At 62.4% G+C, this 16474-nt stretch carries 14 protein-coding genes; 9 read left to right on the top strand and 5 right to left on the bottom strand.

What is annotated here, in order from left to right:
• Positions 1-38: 38 nt before the first annotated feature.
• The 4 genes from CDV46_RS25140 (at position 39) to CDV46_RS25155 (ending at position 5384) form a co-directional block, all read left to right on the top strand.
• Complete coding sequence (locus tag CDV46_RS25140; RefSeq protein WP_058378642.1) at positions 39-713, top strand: GntR family transcriptional regulator; 675 nt, start codon at positions 39-41, stop codon at positions 711-713.
• Between the two features lie 300 nt (positions 714-1013).
• On the top strand, positions 1014-3905 hold the full coding sequence (locus CDV46_RS25145; RefSeq protein ID WP_176399189.1) for an autotransporter family protein: 2892 nt from the start codon (positions 1014-1016) through the stop codon (positions 3903-3905).
• A gap of 124 nt (positions 3906-4029) precedes the next feature.
• Positions 4030-4512: a RidA family protein gene (locus CDV46_RS25150; RefSeq protein WP_087725708.1), complete on the top strand. Its 483-nt coding sequence runs from the start codon at positions 4030-4032 to the stop codon at positions 4510-4512.
• 116 nt (positions 4513-4628) lie between these two features.
• Positions 4629-5384, top strand: a complete 756-nt coding sequence (locus tag CDV46_RS25155; protein WP_087687579.1) for a sulfite exporter TauE/SafE family protein — start codon at positions 4629-4631, stop codon at positions 5382-5384.
• A gap of 109 nt (positions 5385-5493) precedes the next feature.
• Here the strand turns inward: CDV46_RS25155 and CDV46_RS25160 are convergent, their stop codons facing one another.
• Positions 5494-6201 carry an XRE family transcriptional regulator gene (locus tag CDV46_RS25160; RefSeq protein WP_087725710.1) on the bottom strand — a complete coding sequence of 236 codons (708 nt, stop codon included), beginning with the start codon at positions 6199-6201 and terminating at the stop codon, positions 5494-5496.
• Between the two features lie 178 nt (positions 6202-6379).
• On the opposite strand from CDV46_RS25160, the gene CDV46_RS25165 reads away from it, so the two are divergent.
• From CDV46_RS25165 to CDV46_RS25180, 4 genes are all read left to right on the top strand, one after another.
• Positions 6380-7297 (top strand): ABC transporter substrate-binding protein, encoded by a 918-nt coding sequence (locus tag CDV46_RS25165; protein WP_217896772.1) that lies wholly within the window; start codon positions 6380-6382, stop codon positions 7295-7297.
• Positions 7298-7329: 32 nt separating this feature from the next.
• Entirely contained in the window at positions 7330-8478 is a 1149-nt protein-coding gene (locus CDV46_RS25170) for an LLM class flavin-dependent oxidoreductase (RefSeq protein WP_087725712.1), read from the top strand.
• Positions 8479-8511: 33 nt separating this feature from the next.
• Positions 8512-9516 carry an aliphatic sulfonate ABC transporter substrate-binding protein gene (locus CDV46_RS25175; RefSeq protein ID WP_087725714.1) on the top strand — a complete coding sequence of 335 codons (1005 nt, stop codon included), beginning with the start codon at positions 8512-8514 and terminating at the stop codon, positions 9514-9516.
• Between the two features lie 88 nt (positions 9517-9604).
• The gene (locus CDV46_RS25180) at positions 9605-10705 is read left to right on the top strand and encodes a porin (protein WP_087725716.1); all 1101 of its coding nucleotides are present in this window, start codon (positions 9605-9607) and stop codon (positions 10703-10705) included.
• A 99-nt stretch (positions 10706-10804) separates the two neighbouring features.
• Here CDV46_RS25180 and groL read toward each other — a convergent pair whose 3' ends face one another.
• From groL to CDV46_RS25195, 3 genes are all read right to left on the bottom strand, one after another.
• The gene (gene groL / locus CDV46_RS25185; RefSeq protein WP_087725718.1) at positions 10805-12442 is read right to left on the bottom strand and encodes a chaperonin GroEL; all 1638 of its coding nucleotides are present in this window, start codon (positions 12440-12442) and stop codon (positions 10805-10807) included.
• A gap of 35 nt (positions 12443-12477) precedes the next feature.
• Positions 12478-12771 carry a co-chaperone GroES gene (locus CDV46_RS25190; RefSeq protein WP_087725720.1) on the bottom strand — a complete coding sequence of 98 codons (294 nt, stop codon included), beginning with the start codon at positions 12769-12771 and terminating at the stop codon, positions 12478-12480.
• Positions 12772-12980: 209 nt separating this feature from the next.
• Entirely contained in the window at positions 12981-13826 is an 846-nt protein-coding gene (locus CDV46_RS25195; protein ID WP_087725722.1) for a LysR family transcriptional regulator, read from the bottom strand.
• Positions 13827-13924: 98 nt separating this feature from the next.
• On the opposite strand from CDV46_RS25195, the gene CDV46_RS27245 reads away from it, so the two are divergent.
• Positions 13925-14092, top strand: a complete 168-nt coding sequence (locus CDV46_RS27245) for a hypothetical protein (RefSeq protein WP_176399190.1) — start codon at positions 13925-13927, stop codon at positions 14090-14092.
• Positions 14093-14108: 16 nt separating this feature from the next.
• Here CDV46_RS27245 and CDV46_RS25200 read toward each other — a convergent pair whose 3' ends face one another.
• The gene (locus CDV46_RS25200) at positions 14109-16469 is read right to left on the bottom strand and encodes an acetamidase/formamidase family protein (RefSeq protein ID WP_254916215.1); all 2361 of its coding nucleotides are present in this window, start codon (positions 16467-16469) and stop codon (positions 14109-14111) included.
• Positions 16470-16474: the final 5 nt, after the last annotated feature.

The raw sequence follows: 16474 nt of genomic DNA on the forward strand, positions 1-16474 counted from the left end.
AATATCGTCGTAACGACAGGTTTGTGGAGATTGGAATTATGGTGCGGGGAGCCACAGGGGCAAACGGACGCGAGCCGATCATGCATCAGCAATTGTCGGATCTGGTGATCAGCCGTTTGCGCGCCTCGATTACGTCGGGAGAGTACAAGCCGGGGGACCGGCTGGTCGAAGGCCGCATTGCCGAAGAGCTCGATGTCTCGCGCGTCCCGGTGAGAGAGGCGTTGCGTGCATTGGCGGTCGAGGGGCTGGTCGAGGTACGGCCGCGCCACGGTGCGGTGGTCGCCTCGTTCGACCCGGCCTCGGCGCGCGAGCTGGTGCAGATTCGCGCCACGCTTGAAGGGCTCAACGCCCGTCTGGCAGCGGAGCGTTGCACACCGGAACTGGTCAAGAAAATCGAAAAAGTCTTGCAGGAAGGCAACGCCAAAGTCGCCGCAGGAGAGACCGCCAGTCTGTTGGAGCTCAATGCCCGCTTTCACGATCTGCTGTACACCGCAGGCGCCAACTCGATGCTCGCCGACCTGATGCGCTCGATGCGTGATCGCTCGCGCATGCTTTTCGTGAATGCCAACGACGAAGAAGTGCGCATCACGTGGGAAGAGCACGCCGCGATCCTTCGGGCGGTCCAGTCCGGTGACGCGGCATTTGCGGCGCTGCTCGCCGAGCGGCACGTCACGCGGGCGGCTCAGTACTATCTCGATCATATGGCGCGTTGATCGTCGATATCCGAAAAAGAGAATTAAAAGATATTTTCGGTAATTTAAATTATCTCCTTGCCTTTGAATGGCGGAAACACTTGCCATTCAAAACAACGGCAACCTAGAATCGGCAAAGCCTTCAAGGCGCCAATGGCTTTCTATTAATTAGAGGTGTTAATTAATAAGCCATGCCGGGCGCGTCTTTCATCTTGGTCTTCATCTCGCCACGGATCCGTGGCGCATTGCACGAACATCGCCACGTGTACGGTCATGCGTGGTTTTGTTTTGCGAGATACCAGGTATCAGGGAGACACCGTCATGCTCGTACGCGTGTGCAGTTTGTCCACGGCGTGGCCGTTCAAGCCGTCCGTCATCGCGCTGGCAAGCCTCCTGTGTGTGAGCCTCGCCGCAGGGAGCGCCAAAGCGCAGACATTGCCTTCGACAGCGCTAAGCGTCGGCAACGGCAAGACCCTGACGTACACCGACGGCAGCATGAACGTATCGACCGCGGTGCGCATTTCCGCGTCCGGTGGCAATCAGGCCTCTCTGACCTTTGCGCCGGCAAGCGCCATGTCGGTCACCAGCCCGACGAATACGGCCATTCAGGTCAGTGCTTCGGGAGCCGGGTCGGTGGCGAGCTTCGTCATCAATTCGTCCAGCGGATACGGTGTCGCCATTGCCGGCGTCGGCAATTTCTCCTATGGCGTTGTCGTCAGCGGAACCACGGGCGGGCAAGCGAGCGCGGATCTTGGTTCGGGCACAACGATCACCACGGGAGGCGGACAGAGCGGCGCAGGGCTTTGGGCGACCACTGGCGGCACGATCACCGGCAATGCGGTCACGATCAACGCGTCCGGACCGTTTGCACAGGGTGCCGGTGCGGTCGGCGGCGGTGCCATATCGCTGACCAATTCAGCTATCACGACCACTGGTATTAGCGGCTACGGATTATTGAACCGGGCGAGTCACGGGGCCTATGAAGGCACGGCGGCCCTGTCGTATCGCAACGGCACTATCACTACCAGCGGTGCCTCTGCGCATGGCGTGGATGCCGAGGGCAATGGCGGCACCGTGCTGCATAACACGACAATCGTCACGAGCGGCATCGGAGCGTACGGGATTCGTCTGGTCGACTCCGACTCCGGCAGTGTGTCGACAGGCAGCCCTGAAGTCACCATCACGTCGGACGCGGGCGCCACGCCATCGACGGTCACGACCTCGGGCGCCAACGCGCATGCGGCGATGCTCGTCAATCTCTTTGCGGGCGATACGGCCCGCCTGAGCGCGTCGGGAACAACGTTCCATGCACAGGGCGCCGGTGCTTACGGCATGTATCTCACGGGCGTGCCGGGGTCTGATGAAATCGTGGCGCTGGCCGGCTCGGTGGTTCGCAGCGACCAATCGGATGCGATTCACGTGACCGGACCCACTGGCACGATTTCGCTGACAGCGGGGTCATCTCTGATCGCGGGGCCCGGCGCTGCGGCGCTCAATGTGAACGCGGACGGCACGTCTGCGGGCAACGTGGTGTTTTCATCCGACGCATCGACGCTGACAGGAACGATCCTCGTCGACGCGGCGAGTACAGCGCAAGTGGCGTTGCGCAACGGCACGGTCTGGAACGTGACCGGCAACTCGAACATGACCACGCTGGAGAACACGGCGAGCTCGATCAACGTGTTGCCGACGGCGGCGCAGGCGAGTGCTCCGACATCGGCGTCGTCGTACACAAGCATCAGCACGTCGGGCAACTACACCGGCAACAGCGGCACGCTGGCACTCAACACGTATCTCAACGCCGGGGGCGCGCTATCCAACCAGTTCACCGACCGTCTGTTGATCGGGGGCAATGCCACGGGCACGACGCTGGTCGATGTTCGGCCGGTCGATGCCAGCCCCGGGCCCGTCGCGACGTATCAGGCGCATCTGAACCGAGGCTTGCTGGGGGCGCCGACGCTGCATCTGTTCTCGGCGACCGATGGCATCTCGCTCATTCAGGTCGCGGGCACGTCCACACAGAATGCTTTTGTGCTGAAGAACGGCTACGTGACCGCGGAGAACCTGCCGTTCCAGTACCACCTGTACGCCTATGGTCCGGGCTCTGAGTATGGTGCGGCCAGTCCGGGACAGTCGCTGGTTGGCGCGAAGGGGACATTCTGGGATTACCGGCTTCAGGGGGCTTTTGTCGACCCGGGCGGCGAGGTTGACCCGATTGATCCGGGGGTGCCGGAGCCAATTCCGCCCAACGCCCGCCCCGAGGTCGTGCCGCAGGTCGCGGCGTACCTGAGCGCACCGGTGGCGCTGCTGTACGCGGGATTGGTGGATATCGATACGCTGCATCGCCGGCTGGGCGAAATTCGCGACGACCGCGATCTCGGGCGAGACAGTGGCGACGGGGAAGCTTTCGTCCGTGTCTATGGCGGGCACTTCAACTACCGCAGTAACCGCACGTTCCAGCAGTACGGCTATAACGCGGACGGCGACTACAGCGCGGTGCAGTTCGGCGGCAATCTGTTCAAGCGCCGCAACGAGGACGGGCTCTGGCGTTTCGGGCTGGCGGGTGCCATCGGTTGGCTGCATTTCGAACCCGATGCGGTTGACGGGTACAGCAGCGCATCAGGCAACACCTATCGGGTATCGGGCTACGCGACGTACCAGAGCACGCAGGGATGGTATGTCGACAATGTCCTGTCGTTCGGCTGGTTCGATGGCCGGGTGAGTACGAATGCCTATGCCACTGCCTCGAACCTGAAGGGGCGCGATGTCGCGTTGTCGGTGGAAGCTGGGTATCCGGTCGGTATCGGTGCCGGGTTGCAGCTTGAACCGCAGGTGCAACTGGTCGGCCAGCATGTCGGGTTCAACAATCAGGTCGATGCCGACGATCTCGCTGTCAATATCGGCAGCCAGAATCAACTGCTCGGGCGCATCGGCATGCGGCTGACGCGCGCCTTTGATGTGGGCAAGGGGAGGGTGACGCCATATTTCGCCGTCGACTATCTGCACGCGTTTACCGACGGGACGCATGTCACGGTCGGTGGCGTCGATTTCACCAGCGGCAAGCTGGGCGATGCTTTGCGCTTATCCGTCGGCGCCAACGCCACCATGTCCGAGACGATGTCGCTCTATGGCCGAGCTTCATGGTCCAAAGACATCGGCAATGCGGGCGTGCGCGGCTGGCTGCTCAACGTCGGCGCGCGGTTTCTGTTCTGAGCGAGACGGCGAATTTGATCAGGCATGCCAATGCGCTGGTGGCTTATCAACGAGTACAAGCCGCGTCGTGAGTTGATCCAGTAATATCAGCGCTTACCGATCAATACACGACGCGGGGAATGGCATGAACCGAGATAATCAGTGGCGGCGCGTTGCCGATCGATTCGGGTTTCCGGTCGATGACGAGATCAAGGTCGGCGGGAAATACACGCCGGTGCTCATCGATGGCGATATGGCGTATGTCGCCGGACAGATCCCGAGAATCGGCGAAACGGTGCATTTCGTTGGTTGCGCGGGTGACAGCCTATCGCTGGAAGATGCCCGGCAGGCGGCCGGGGTTTCTGCGCTGCGGGCACTTTCATTGATCCACCGTGCGTGCGGCAGTCTCGATGCCATCGTCTCGGTACCCCGCATCAGCGTCTTTGTGCGAAGCGCACCCGGCTTCACGTTGCAAAGCGAAGTGGCCGATGGTGCTTCGGATGTCCTTTTTGAAGTCCTCGGAGAATCGGGTGTGCACACGCGCACGTCGGTCGGCGTTCTTCAATTACCCAAGGGCGCTGTCGCCGAAGTCGACTTCATCTTCAGAATTCGCCCGTCGAGCAAGTAAGCACGACCTGTCGGATGCCATAAGCAAATCCATATCGGCACATAGCCAAGTGCGATCAGCACCGCACGCCGTCGCGCCCACAATGCAAGCAAGACGCGCATAGACGGGGGACGACAATGGATTCGGTGTATCTGGTGGTGATCCTTGGCACGATCGTGGCGGGCTTCATTCAAGGCTTGTCGGGCTTTGCCTTCGGGCTCGCTGCAATGTCCTTCTGGGCTTGGGTGCTCGATCCCCGGCTCGCCGCCACGTTGGCCGTCTTTGGTGCACTGTCCGGACAGATTCTGGCCGCCGTCACGATGCGGCGCGGCGTTGACGTCAAGCGACTGTTGCCATTTGTGCTGGGCGGTTTGCTGGGGATTCCGCTCGGCGTTGCGTTGCTGCCGCGACTCGATATGGACTGGTTCAAGGCCATCCTCGGGACGCTGCTCGTGATCTGGTGTCCGACGATGCTGCTGGCGAGAAACCTGCCGCGAATCTCGTCGGGCGGCCGCGCAGCAGATGCGCTGGTGGGGATGGCGGGCGGGGTGCTTGGCGGCGTCGGCGGGTTTGCCGGCACGTTGCCGACATTGTGGTGCACGTTGCGTGGCGTCGACAAAGACGTGCAGCGCGCGGTGATTCAAAACTTCAACTTGTCGATGCTGCTGGTCACGATGGGCACCTATCTGGCCACCGGCATCGTCACGCGCGACATGCTGCCGTTCTTCGGCATTGTCGCGCTCGCTATGCCCATCCCCACGCTGCTCGGCGCAAAACTCTATATCGGCATCAGCGAAGCCCGTTTTCGTCAGGTGGTGCTGGGTCTCTTGACGGCGTCGGGCGTGACGTTGCTGGCGTCGTCACTGCCGACGTTGCTGGCGCGGGCGCTATAGCGATCCTAAAGCACAAACTATTGGTAATTAACGCCAGAAATCGGACATAGGACCCAAAATTTTGGGTTTTATCGAGACCGGTCTACAGACCCGGTTTGTGCCATCTACCTCACAGCAGCGCTCCCCGCCAGATCACCCGCCCAACGATGTCTAGACGCTCGAGGGGTGCCTGTATCGGCGCGTACTGTGCGTTGTCCGACGTGAGCGACACCATGCCGCCCAACTGTCGTTGAAGCCGTTTGATCAGCAAATCACTGCCGTCGCGCAGCACATAGACTTCGCCATCGGCGACGTTCGCCACCTGACGGTCGACGACCAGCGTGTCGCCCGCGCGAAAGGTCGGCGACATGGCATTGCCTTCGACGCGCATGGTGGCCAGATGCACGGGATCGTACCCGTGACGTGCCAGCCATTCCTGACAGAACGCCAGTTGAACCAGTTTTTCCGGTGAGGACTCCGGCACCAGGCAGTCCGGCTCGCCGCCACGATAGAGCGGCAAGAGCGTCAGATGGTTGTCAGGCCAAACATCTCGTACCACCGTCTCCATCGGGCCACGCCCCGTCAACAGCCATTCCAGTGTCACGCCACCCGCTTGCGACAGGGCAATGAGCACGCGCCTCGAAGGCTCGGCACCGTTCAGGTACTTCTGAAACCCACTCGCTGAAATGCCCGCCTGACGCACCAGTGCGCTCGCATTCCCGGCGCGTGCCACCAACAAACGCAGGCGCCCGATGAAATCGTCATCGGTCTCGTGCGCCGAGGCCACGACTGTCGTCTCGTCGATCTCCGCCTTCTGCACTTTCTCCGCTTTTGTCATGTGCCTCTCCCGTCGCAGTGCGGCGCTGGTATCCCGCTGCGGCGATAACCATAGTGAAAAATATCATTAAGAACGTTCGCTATCAGGCAATAGAATCACCCCATAGCGAATTTCGTGTTGCATGATGATAGCGCAATGCGGATGTTTCAACACACTCGGTTGATGAAGGAGAGCACCCATGGCCGCATTGCGTATCGGCGTCCATCCCAACAATTTGCACCTGCAACTGGCCGCGCTGACGTGGCCGCTGCGCTGGCCTGAAACGCTCCTCACGGCGGACGGATCGCCTGCCGTGCAGTTCGTTGCCTACAGGGAAGGGCGCGACACGGGCCGGTTGATTGCGGACAACGTTATCGACGTCGGCGGTACCGGATCGACGCCCCCTGTGCTAGCCCAGCACGACGGTGTGCCGCTCGTCTACGTCGCGGCGTCCGCGCCGAGAGGCACCAACGGGGCCCTCGTCGTACGGGCGGAAGACGGCCCCGATGATGTACCCGGCCTCGCTGGCCGTCGCGTCGCACTGCTCGACGGGTCCTTTCACACATCGTTTCTTGCCGCCGTCCTTGAGCGCGAAGGCCTGTCGTTGCGTGACGTCGAACGTGTGGAGCTGGCACCTGCCGATGCCTACCGCGCACTTAGCGATGGTCAGGTCGACGCGTGGATCGCCATGGCGCCCTGGCTTGAGCGCGTGCGCAGCGAGGCGTCGCAATGGCGTGTGCTGACGGATATCGGCCCCTACGTGCCCAACCGCTCCGTGTTCTGGGCACGCCGTGAGGCATTTCATCAGCACACGGCGGCGCTCGACGCGGTGTTTTCCGCCCTGACCGCATTGGGCCGCGACGTCGCTAACGATCCCGCTCCCTATGCCGAGCGCCTGGCAGCGGCGGGTATTTCAGGTGCTGACGCAACGTCATGGCACGCCGCACTTGCCGCGCGCGATTGGCAATTGCTGCCCTGCGATGCAGCGTTCTACGCCGAACAGCAAGGCGAAGCGGATCTGCTGCATCGACATGGCGACTTGTCGCACACCATCGATATCCGGCAGTCCGCCTCTGCGGCACCGCTGAATTTTTCAAGCGCTACCCACGCGCGCTGATTCTCCCAACACTTGGCTTCACGAGTCTTGCAATGAATGTCTACTGGTATCTCACAGCCCCCGACGGACACGCGCCGTGGACGACCGATGGCGCACGTACGATCAATTACCGTTACCTCCAGCAACTGGCGCGCGGCTATGACCACCTCGGCTTTACCGGCGCATTGTTTGCCACGGGGGCGCACGACGTCTGGGTACTTGGCGGCTCGCTGCTCTCCTACACGGAGGACATGAACTTTCTGCTGGCGATTCATCCCGGGCTTATCCAGCCGACGTTGCTCGCCAAAATGGCGGCGACGTTTCAGGAATTCTCAAAAGGGCGGTTGCTGCTCAATGTCGTCTCGGGTGACGCCAAAATGCTGGGCGCCTACGGCATGAAGATTCCGCATGACGAGCGCTATCTGATGGCCGACGAGTACCTGACGATTTTCAAGCGCTTGTTTGCGGGCGAAACAGTGACGTACGAAGGCAAATACTTCAGCGTCGACGGCGCAAAGCTGGCGTTGCCCGCGGGCAAGTCGATCCCGATCCCGCCGCTGTGGTTCGGCGGTTCGTCCGAACCGGCCATCGAAGTCGCGGCCAAGCATGTTGATACTTATTTGTCATGGGGAGAAACACCGGACGAGATCGAACAGCGCGTGAACCACGTCAACGCACGTGCGGCGCATTACGGCCGGCGCTTGTCGCACGGTGTTCGGCTGTACGTGATCTTGCGAGACACCGATGACGCCGCGTGGGCCGAGGCCGATCGCTTGCTCAGTTTGATGGATGACGACGCCATTGCCGCGAATCAGCGATTTGTCGGCGGCAGCGACTCCGTCGGGCAGCGGCGCATGAGTGCGCTGCATCAGGGCAAACGTCCCGCGCGCGCCCGCGATCTCGAAATCGCGCCCAATCTCTGGTCGGGCCTCGGCCTGGTGCGCCCGGGCCCGGGTACCGCCATCGTCGGTTCGCCCGCGACCGTCATCAAGACGCTCAACGATTACGCCTCCCGGGGCATCGAGACATTCATCCTGTCCGGCATGCCGCTGCTCGAAGAGTCGTACCGCTTCGCCGAACAAGTGCTGCCGCATCTGCCTGTGCGACGCCGTGAAGTCGCCGAGAAGACATTCACGTGGTCGACGTTGTTCGATCGCGATCCCTCCACGCTCGCCACCGCCCCCGTGCCGCCACAGGCCTGAGCATTACCGCGTTCATTTCCATCGGAATCCACCATGAATTTCACTTTCAACGTGCGCCGGGCTTTCCGGCGCACGGGAGGGCGTCTTGCCTTCGCGGCCACCTTCATCGCATCGGCGCTTGCCGTCGCGGCGCTGCCGGTCAGTGCGCAAACCCGTGCCGACAGCATCACGTTACGCATCGCTTATCTCAAAGGCACCTCCGATCTGACGCTGGCGAAAGCCAAGGGCTCGCTCGATAAGGCATTGGCCGGGCAGGGCGTCAGAGTCGTCTGGGCCGGGCCATTCCCTGCGGCGGCACCGGCGTTCGAAGCGCTCAACGCCAATGCCGTCGATCTGACGAGCGGCAGCTCCACCTCGTTCGTGACATCGATTGCTGCCGGCGTGCCGATGGCAATCTTCGGCTACCAACCCATGACGGCGCGCAACGAAGCCATCGTGGTGCCGCGGGATTCGGCCATTCGTTCGCTGGCCGATCTGGCGGGCAAACAGGTCGCGGTCAACAAGGGCGGCACCGGCGAATATCTGCTCGTGCGCGCGCTGGTCAAGAACGGCATTGCGCCGGAGACGGTCAAGCGCCGCTATCTGTCGCCGAGCGATACCGGCAGCGCCTTCGTCGGTGGTGGCGTGGACGCATGGGCGACCTGGGACCCGTTCCTCTCCATTGCGCAGAACAACTACAACGCCCGCGTGCTGGCGGACGGTGCGGCCATCGGTTCGGACAACGCCGTGGGGTACTTCGTCCGGCAGGATTACCTCAAGGCCCACCCCGAAGTGGTGAAGACGGTATTGCGCGTGCTGCGTGCAGAGAACGTGTGGACCGCAGCGCATCCGCGTGAGGCCGGACGCATCTGGGCGACGGAACTGAATCTCCCGGCGTCGCTTGCCGACAAACTCGGCGAGAACAACGTGTCACCGCTGCGGGCCGTGCTCCCTGACGACGCCACACGCATCGAGAAGGTCGCCCACTGGTACGTGGACAACCGGATCATTCCTGCCTTGCCCGACGTACGCGCCCATGTCGCGACGGTGGCTGACTGAGTTGAACTGACCTCCTCGGACTGACTTCGTCGGACTAACTTCGACGCCTTCGCAATAGCACAAGCCGGCACTGATCGGCTCACTCAACATGACTACGCAAAACTACACGCTCGCATCCTCGCAGGCGGGGCCGGTCTCGCCCGTTCAAAACAAACGCCCGGTATCTGCGGCAATCGCCACACTCGCTCTCGCGACCGGGTTGGCGCTGCCAAGCGCCGCGCATGCCCAATCGAGCGTGACGCTCTACGGTCTGCTCGATCTCTCGCTCGACTGGTCGCACTCGGGAAACCAAAGCACGTATCGCATGCTCTCCGGTGCGCAAACCGGGTCTCGCTTCGGTTTGAAGGGGTCTGAGGACATTGGCGGCGGCAACCGCATCAACTTCACGCTCGAGAATGGCTTCAACCTGAACAACGGCACCGCCAGCGATTCCACGTCGATCTTCAACCGGCAGGCGTGGGTCGGCGCATCCGGTCGCTGGGGCGAGGTCCGCTTCGGACGTCAAAACTCGCCGTTGTACGTGCCGCTGGAAGGAAAATTCGACGCCACTGGCGCGTCAACGATCGCGTCCGGCCTGAACAGCTTCGCGACGTTGTCGGTGCGTGCAAGTAATGCCATCTACTACGGCACGCCCGATATTGCGGGCTTTTCGGCGCAGGCGATGCTCGGTTTGCGTGACAGCACGACGACACCGCGCAGCGGCATCAACAACTATCACCTCACGGCGTCTTACACACGCGGTCCGGTAGACCTGGGCGTCGGCTATCAATCGGTGGACAGCGCCACGAATGCGAGCACGCTCAAAGCCTTCTTTGGCGGCGGCTCGTATGACTTCGGCACGGTGCGGCTGTACGCGGGCTTTCACCACGCCCAGCAAAGCGATGGCTCGGTGGACAAGAACGTCTATACGGTTTCCGGTGCGTACCGCTTCAACCCGGCGTCGACACTGGCGCTTGTGTACAGCCACCTCGATGACCGCACGCCCGCCGCGCGCAACGCCGATCACGTGGGCCTGATGTATGCCTATTGGCTGTCCAAGCGCACGTGGCTATATGCGAGCGGGGCAGTGCTGCTCAACAAGGGCACGTCGGCCTATGCGCTGGCCGGGTCGACCACGCCCGGCGTGGCCGTCGCCTACCCGGGGGCCGATGCGCAAGGCGTGCAGATCGGCGTCCAGCATCGGTTCTGAGATCGGGGGGCAATCCCCTGACAGTAACGGGCCCCATGCCTTGTCGGATGGGGCCCGTTGTCTTTACGGCTGATGGTGTTCAGGCGATCTTAGTTTGGCTTAGAAGCCGAAATCAGATCCACCCGCGCCGCCGGCGCCGGGTAGCGCCGGTGCGCTTGCCTTCGGCGATTCGACGATAGTCGCGTCGGTGGTGAGCAGCAAGCCGGCGACAGAAGCCGCGTTCTGCAACGCCGTGCGTGTGACCTTGGTCGGATCGAGCACCCCCAGTTCGACCAGATCGCCGTATTCGCCAATCGCGGCGTTGTAGCCGAAATTGCCGCTGCCTTGTGCCACCTTCGCGACGACGACGCTCGGCTCATCGCCCGCGTTGGCCACGATCTGACGCAACGGTTCTTCCAGCGCACGCAGCACGATCTTGATGCCGGCGTCCTGATCGGCGTTGTCGCCGCGCACTTCGCGCACCTTGTCGCGCACACGGATCAACGCCACGCCACCGCCCGGCACAATGCCTTCTTCCACCGCCGCCCGGGTGGCATGCAGGGCGTCGTCGACGCGATCCTTCTTTTCCTTGACCTCGATTTCAGTGGCGCCGCCGACTTTGATAACGGCCACGCCGCCCGCCAGTTTGGCCACGCGCTCCTGCAACTTCTCGCGATCGTAGTCGGACGTGGCTTCTTCGATCTGCACGCGAATCTGTTTGACGCGTGCCTGAATGTTGACGGCCTCACCGGCGCCGTCGATGACGGTCGTGTTTTCCTTGCCGACTTCGATACGTTTGGCTTGTCCCAGCTCGGCGAGCGTTGCCTTTTCCAGCGACAGCCCGGTTTCTTCGGCGATCACCTGACCGCCAGTGAGAATGGCAATGTCTTCGAGCAACGCGCGACGGCGGTCACCGAAGCCCGGCGCCTTGACGGCAACCGTCTTGAGAATGCCGCGAATGTTGTTCACGACCAGCGTGGCGAGCGCTTCGCCTTCCACGTCTTCCGCGATGATGAGCAGCGGACGGCCCGCCTTGGCGACTTGCTCCAGCAACGGCAGCAGATCGCGGATATTGCTGATCTTCTTGTCGTGCAGCAGCACGAACGGCGATTCCAGCGCCGCAATCTGCTTGTCGGGATCGTTGACGAAGTAGGGCGACAGATAACCGCGATCAAACTGGAGCCCTTCGACCACGTCCAGTTCGTCAGCGAGCGTCTTGCCGTCTTCGACCGTGATCACGCCTTCCTTGCCCACGCGATCGATGGCCTCGGCGATGCGCTGGCCTATCGATTCTTCGCCATTGGCGGAGATAGTCGCGACCTGCGCGATTTCTTTGCTGGTGGTCGTGGGCTTGCTGATGGCGCGCAAGGCGTCGACCGCCACGCCGACCGCACGGTCGATGCCGCGCTTCAGATCCAGCGGGTTGAGCCCGGCGGCCACGTACTTCTGGCCTTCACGCACGATGGCCTGTGCCAGTACGGTCGCCGTCGTGGTGCCGTCGCCCGCGAGATCGCTGGTCTTCGAGGCGACTTCCTTGACGAGCTGTGCGCCAATGTTCTGAAGCTTGTCGGCGAGCTCGATGTCCTTCGCGACGGATACGCCGTCCTTGGTGACGACCGGTGCGCCGAAACTGCGTTCGAGCACGACATTGCGGCCCTTCGGACCGAGGGTGACCTTCACGGCGTCGGCGAGGATGTTCACACCCTCAACGAGCTTCGCGCGTGCGGCGTCGCGCAATACGATGTCTTTGGCTGCCATGAGTTGCGCCTTTTAAATAGAGAAATGAATGGGGATTAGTGAACGGCGACGACAGCGATGATGTCTTCTTCGCGCAGGACGAGCAGTTCGTTGCCGTCGACCTTGACGACCTGACCGCCGTACTTGCCGAACAGCACACGGTCGCCGATCTTGACGTCGAGTTCGATATGACGGCCATCTTTGTCGCGGCGGCCGGGTCCCACGGCGAGCACTTCGCCTTGATCCGGTTTCTCTGCGGCGCTATCGGGCAACACGATGCCCGAACTGGTCTTGGTCTCTTGATCGAGACGCTTGACGATGACGCGATCCTGTAAAGGACGAAGGCTCATGACGTTTCCTTTTGCTTCTGCTTGATGGTGGAGAGAGATAAGAAATCGGTAGTGATTGGCACTCTCGATCACCGAGTGCCAGACTGGTTTGCAGTATAAAAATGACATCGGGCTGCAATCCAATAATCGATTCTCGGATCGATATCTCTAAGCGGCATTAGCAGGTCAAAAGCAGGTCAAAAGCGAGGCATCTCCCTTCACCTCACGACTCAGGTCGTTCGCAACGCTGCGCTCAGTGTCTGAAGCGTGCGTCTGGCCTGCGCATCGGTGAGCCCGGTGTGCAGCACCACGTCCCGCTCGGGTAACGGCGGGAGGCCAAGACGCTGCCCCACGTCGACCGTCCCGACCGGGGCAACACGGTGAGCGAGTGCCGCGACGGCCAGCCCGGCGGTCACGGCGGCCCCAATTGTGCCGACACCGCCCCCCACGAAGACTTCGTGCCACGCGACGCCAGCAGCATCCAGTGCGCTCACGGCCATCGCGCGCACGCTGCACGGCTTGGCTTGCGTCGCGAGCGGCAGCCCGCCGTTGGCACTCGGTTCGAAGTCCGTCGCCGCCATCCAGCCGAACGATTGCGCCATGATACGTTCGCCGTCGAGACGCCGCGTGTCGTGGCGCAGCACAATGCACGCGTCGATCTCGGTCGCGTCGTAGCATTCGAGCAATTCGCGCGACGGTGCGATGCGAAGCTCGACAATCACGCCGGGGTCCGCGTCGTGCATGCGTCGTATCAACAAGGGGAGATTGGCGCCGACCAGATGGTGGCTGATGCCGATGGTCAATCGCCGGGTCTGAACGCTGAATGCCTGTAGCGCCGTTTCATGGGCACTGACGAGCGCGCGGGCGGGCGCCAGAAAGGCGAGTCCGCTTGCCGACAGCCGCACCTGACGCGGCGTGCGGTCCAGCAGCCGGTGTCCGAGTGTCGCCTCCAGCCGCTTGATCTTGACGCTGACCGCCGACTGAGTGGAGTTCAGCACTTCGGCCGCCCGGGTGAAGCTCTTGAGTTCAACCGTCAGCACAAAGGCCCGCACGGCATCGATATCTAACGCATTCATGATCAGTCATTCGAATTTGTCATCATTGAAATATCCTGCCATGTGCTGTTCGAATGGTCGAGCGCTAATTACGATGGCTCCATCAAAGGAGCTACGTCATGCCTCAATTTCAAATCGACTCGCCGCAAGAGCCCAGGCGCAGACATTCACCGGATCAGTCCCCGGTATCGGCAAACGCGTTTGTGATGGCGCATGTTGTCAGCGTGGCGGGCGTCGCACTCGCCGTCGCCTTGCTGACGGCCGTCGTGGTGTCGGTGTGGCGGTAGCCGCAGGACAGACGTATCAGGACGGAAACAGGCACTTCCGAATGATGGCGTGCACGCCCCAGTTGCCGTTCACCACTTGCGTGACGCCGAAGTCGACACCAACGGAGAGGATCGCGTTCGCCTCGTCTTCCGTCAGCCCGTTCACTTGCATCAGAAACCGGCGCGCCTTGTAAAAGGCGTCACGCAGGGCGCTGTCCAGCGTCGACTTCAGGTAGATCTGGCTTTGCGCCTTCTGCCCCAGCTCGGCGAGGTGGTTCGGTGAACTGAAGCCGTGCACGATCCACTCCTGCGCGGTTTCCACCAGCGGATACGTGAGGTCGGCAAACGGCGCATTGGCGGGGATCGCCGCCTTCTTGTGCAAGATCAACTGAATCTTGCCAGTGAGCGAACATTCGATGGCCGTGCCGCCCAGCTCGGCATCGCCTTGCGACGCGTGCGGGTCGCCGATCGACAGCAAGGCATTGGGCACCGCCACTTTCAAGAACACGCTGGCCCCGCGCGTGACACGCCAGTTGTCCAGATTGCCCGCATAGCTCGACGGTGGAATCGAGTCGATCAGACCGTCTTGCGCGGGCGCAACGGCGAGTACGCCGAAGTGCGGCCGCAGCGGGATCTCGACATCCTTCAGTGCGCGGTAATTCTTCGTTATCTTCGTATGGTCGACGGGCACGCCCGGGTAGTCGATGGTCGTGTGCACCACACCGAACGGGTCGCGCTGCGGCGTCCAGCGGAAGCTGTAGAGCGCGCGGGCGACGCCATCGTTACGTTCGCAGTCGATCTCGAAGACGGTCACGACTTCGCGCTCACGCGGTGCCGTCAGCATGTCCTGATAGTGAAATCCCCACCACGCCGACGCGTGCGCGCCGAAGGCCTTGCCCGCATAGGCCGGATTGGCGCTGGGGCGCGGCTGCAAGTCGAGAATGCGGACTTCCAGCACGTCGCCCGGCATGGCGTCCTCGACGGCGATCGGGCCCGTGCAGATATGCACGCCGAAGCCTTCTCCAGCGCCGCGCCCGTAGACAGACGCATCCATTGGGCCAGCGCCTCGCCGGTCGACGTTCTTCTGCGTGGCCGTCCAGTGAAAGACGCTCTCGGCACCCGGGTCGCCCTGCACCATGCGTTCCCAGTCGTCGGTGGCGTGCTGGGTCAGCGTCTCGATCGTGACGGTATCGCCGGAGTCGACCGTCAGCACCGGTGGCAGATCATGGCTCAAATATCCCCAGTGCACCGACTCGCGTGTTGCGCGCAAATAGTGATGCTGTCCCGCCGCGTGAGGCAAATTGGCATGCGCTGCGTTACCGTCATGGCCTTCGGTAGCGGAACGGTGCGCAGTGCGTACCGCATCTGCCGTCAATCCGGCACCGCGTTGCAACGTCGCCGAGGGAAAGTCGGGATGCCCCCGGGAAATACGTGCGCGGGCGGGCAGGGTGCGCGCCTTCACGCTTTGCTCGCGATAGGCTTTCGGCGACACGCCGAATCGTTCCCGAAATGCTTGGCTGAAATACGACGGATCGTTGAAGCCCCATCGGTAGCAAATATCCGACACGGACAACTGGTCGTAGACCGGGTTCGCGAGATCCGCGTGACATCGTTCCAGACGGCTATTGCGCAGATACGTCGAAAAGCTGTGACCCGAGTCTTCGAACAGTTTTCGCAGATAGCGATCCGAGATGTGCTCGTCACTGGCAATGGCCGACAACGACAGGTCGGGCTCCGCAAGCCGCGCCTGAACACGATGACAAATACGCGCGAACATGGCCGATCGCGAGGATGACAGTCCCGACGTCGCATGGGGCTTGGCAGCCACCAGCGCCGACGCCAGCAACTCAAGCAAGACGCCTTCGACCGGTTCGAGAGCCTGCGCATCGGGCTCGGCCATTGCGTCGAGTTGATCGGCAATCGTTCTGAGCAGACTGCCGAAGAGGCCGCCGACCGACGGCGGCAGCTTGCAGGTGCCGGCCAGCGGCGCGCTTGCCAGTCGAGGCGCGATCAGCGCGTGCCGAATATGCAGCGTGACGATACGAAAAGGCGTCCGCGCCACGAAATCGACGCTTTCCATCGCCGGAATGCAGGCAATCTCGCCCGTCGCCAGCGGCTCGTCGATCACGCTTCCCGTGAGTTCTGCCTGCCCGTCGAGCAACATGATGAGCAGATAGCCACGCTCGCCGCCCGCGCGGGCGGATACGACTTGCGGCGTGGCAGCGATGACGGACACCTCGATGCCTGCGGGTGTGCGATGCGAGAGCAGGGTGCCGTGCAGCGGTTGCTCAGGGGCAGGCGAGCGAAAATGCAGACGCGCGTCGAGCAACCGGGCTTGCCACGCGGGGCCCCGCTGGTCATGAGCGTAGGACTCGGTTGAAAAGTGCGCGCGATCCAAGACCA

Source organism: Pandoraea sp. PE-S2T-3 (assembly GCF_002179965.1).
Lineage (GTDB): Bacteria > Pseudomonadota > Gammaproteobacteria > Burkholderiales > Burkholderiaceae > Pandoraea.

Bases quoted from the DNA above. Each gene is read 5' to 3' on its own strand.
- CDV46_RS25165 (WP_217896772.1), top strand. From the start codon at position 6,380: ATGGCCGCATTGCGTATCGGCGTCCATCCCAACAATTTGCACCTGCAA.
- CDV46_RS25150 (WP_087725708.1), top strand. From the start codon at position 4,030: ATGAACCGAGATAATCAGTGGCGGCGCGTTGCCGATCGATTCGGGTTT.
- CDV46_RS25140 (WP_058378642.1), top strand. From the start codon at position 39: ATGGTGCGGGGAGCCACAGGGGCAAACGGACGCGAGCCGATCATGCAT.
- CDV46_RS27245 (WP_176399190.1), top strand. From the start codon at position 13,925: ATGCCTCAATTTCAAATCGACTCGCCGCAAGAGCCCAGGCGCAGACAT.
- CDV46_RS25190 (WP_087725720.1), bottom strand. From the start codon at position 12,771: ATGAGCCTTCGTCCTTTACAGGATCGCGTCATCGTCAAGCGTCTCGAT.
- CDV46_RS25175 (WP_087725714.1), top strand. From the start codon at position 8,512: ATGAATTTCACTTTCAACGTGCGCCGGGCTTTCCGGCGCACGGGAGGG.
- CDV46_RS25180 (WP_087725716.1), top strand. From the start codon at position 9,605: ATGACTACGCAAAACTACACGCTCGCATCCTCGCAGGCGGGGCCGGTC.
- groL (WP_087725718.1), bottom strand. From the start codon at position 12,442: ATGGCAGCCAAAGACATCGTATTGCGCGACGCCGCACGCGCGAAGCTC.
- CDV46_RS25195 (WP_087725722.1), bottom strand. From the start codon at position 13,826: ATGAATGCGTTAGATATCGATGCCGTGCGGGCCTTTGTGCTGACGGTT.
- CDV46_RS25170 (WP_087725712.1), top strand. From the start codon at position 7,330: ATGAATGTCTACTGGTATCTCACAGCCCCCGACGGACACGCGCCGTGG.
- CDV46_RS25145 (WP_176399189.1), top strand. From the start codon at position 1,014: ATGCTCGTACGCGTGTGCAGTTTGTCCACGGCGTGGCCGTTCAAGCCG.
- CDV46_RS25155 (WP_087687579.1), top strand. From the start codon at position 4,629: ATGGATTCGGTGTATCTGGTGGTGATCCTTGGCACGATCGTGGCGGGC.
- CDV46_RS25160 (WP_087725710.1), bottom strand. From the start codon at position 6,201: ATGACAAAAGCGGAGAAAGTGCAGAAGGCGGAGATCGACGAGACGACA.